Below are 2,013 nucleotides of genomic sequence, written 5' to 3'. Positions count from 1 at the left end.
CGGGGCGCGGGCCGGTGCCCGAGCAGGTGGTGCCCGAGGGCGGCCTCGCCGCCGGACGGTGGCTGCGCGCGCACTCCGGCCCGGACGACCTGGTGGCCACCAACGCGCACTGCCGCTGGGGCCGCGAGGAGCCGTGCGACAGCCGCTTCCCCTGGGTGGCGGCGCTGTCGGAGCGGCGCGTGCTGGTCGAAGGCTGGGCCTACACCTCGGCCAACCTGAGCCGGTGGCGTCCGGGCCTGCCTCCGGAGAGCCTCCCGTTCTGGGACGACGAGCTGATCAGGCTCAACGACGCCGCCTTCCACGCGCCTTCGGCGGACGTCATGCGCCGCCTGCGCGACGGCCACGGTGTCCGCTGGCTGTTCGCCGAGGAACGCCCCGGCACCACGCTGCCGGAGATCGGCGACTACGCGACCCCGCGGTTCCGCTCGGGCGGCTACGCCGTTTACCAGATCAGGTAAGGCTTACGCAATGCCTCATCCAGCCGCGCCGCATCGCGCGTGCCGGTGGGAGCGGCCCCGTTGTTCACTGCGTTCGTGCATGCGACTGGCCTGACGGCGGTCCCGTTCAACCGGACCCACATCGCCGAAAACGAGCTCGACTATCTGGCAGACGCCGTAAGGGGCCGCTCCACCTGCGGAGACGGCCCCTTCACCGGGCGGGCCGCCGCCCTCCTCCGGGAGATCACCGGGGCCCGGCAGGCGCTGCTGACCACCTCCTGCACCCACGCGCTGGAGATGTCCGCCCTCCTGCTGGACCTGCGGCCCGGCGACGAAGTCATCATGCCCTCGTTCACGTTCATGTCGACGGCCAACGCCTTCGCGCTGCGGGGGGCCGTACCGGTGTTCGCCGACTGCCGGCCGGACACGCTGAATCTCGACGAGCGGCTGATCGAGGCGGCCATCACCGACCGCACCCGGGCGATCGTGGTGGTCCACTACGCCGGCGTCGCCTGCGCGATGGATGCCATCGGCGGGCTGGCCGCCCGGTACGGCCTGGCCGTCGTCGAGGACAACGCCCACGGGCTGGGCGGCCACTACCGGGACCGCCCGCTCGGGTCGTTCGGCTGCATGGCCACCCAGAGTTTCCACGAGACGAAGAACATCCAGTGCGGAGAGGCCGGCGCGCTGCTGGTGAACGCGCCCGAACTGGCCGAGCGCGCGGAGGTCATCCGGGAGAAGGGCACCGACCGGAGCCGGTTCTTCCGCGGGCAGGTGGACAAGTACCGGTGGATCGACATCGGTTCGAGCTACCTGCCGTCGGACGTGCTCGCGGCGCAGCTCACCGCGCAGCTCGAATCGTTCGAGCGGATCCAGTCGCGTCGTCACGCGGTGTGGAGCGCCTACCACGCGTGGCTGGCCGACTGGGCCGCGAGCGGCGGCGTCGCCCAGCCCGCCGTACCGGACGGGTGCGAGCACCCGGCGCACCTGTACTACCTCCTCCTCCCCGACCTGCACAACCGCCAGGCGTTCATCGCCCACCTCGCGGAGCGGGGCGTGCAGGCGACCTTCCACTACCAGCCGCTCCACTCCTCCCCCGCGGGCACCAGGTACGGCAGGAGGGCGCCGGGTGGATGCCCGGTGACGGAGGACGTCGCGGACCGCCTCGTACGGCTTCCGCTCTTCCCCGACCTGGGCGAGGAGGACCTGGCCCAGGTGATCGACGCGGTCCGCTCCTACGAGGTGATCTGATGGCCTGGCACGACGTGATCGAGGCGCCGTCCGTGTGCGCCCAGGCGTCCCCGCTCGAATCCGCCCGGTTCGGCCGCTCGGTGGACCGGCTGACCGTGTCCGCGGGCTCCGGGGCGTCGTTCGGCGCCGTCGCACAGGCGGTCCGGGAGTCGGAGGCCGACGTCGTCGTGCTCCGCTACCCGGCCGAGCACATCGGCTGGTTCGCCCGGCTCACCGCCCTCGGCCGGACCCCCGTCTTCGCCGACTCCCTGGTGTACTGGCGGCTGGTGGCGGGCCGGGGCCGCGCGCCCGCACCCGCGGCCGACCTGGCGGTCGCGGCGGCGAG

Annotated in this window: 3 protein-coding genes; all 3 read left to right on the top strand. The window is 73.0% G+C overall.

The features are described from left to right. The coding region (locus DQW85_RS23870; RefSeq protein WP_205315361.1) for a hypothetical protein at window positions 1–458 on the top strand (458 nt) is incomplete at its 5' end. 75 nt (window positions 459–533) lie between these two features. After that, window positions 534–1,688, top strand: coding sequence for a dTDP-4-amino-4,6-dideoxygalactose transaminase (gene rffA / locus DQW85_RS23865; protein ID WP_240197385.1), 1,155 nt, complete (start codon window positions 534–536; stop codon window positions 1,686–1,688). After that, the coding region (locus DQW85_RS23860) for a hypothetical protein (protein ID WP_205315359.1) at window positions 1,688–2,013 on the top strand (326 nt) is incomplete at its 3' end. The genes rffA and DQW85_RS23860, both read left to right, overlap by 1 nt.

This window comes from Nonomuraea lactucae (assembly GCF_003313395.1).
GTDB lineage: Bacteria > Actinomycetota > Actinomycetes > Streptosporangiales > Streptosporangiaceae > Nonomuraea > Nonomuraea lactucae.
The sequence above is the reverse complement of the archived record's forward strand: the minus strand, read 5'-3'. Positions and strand labels throughout refer to the sequence as shown.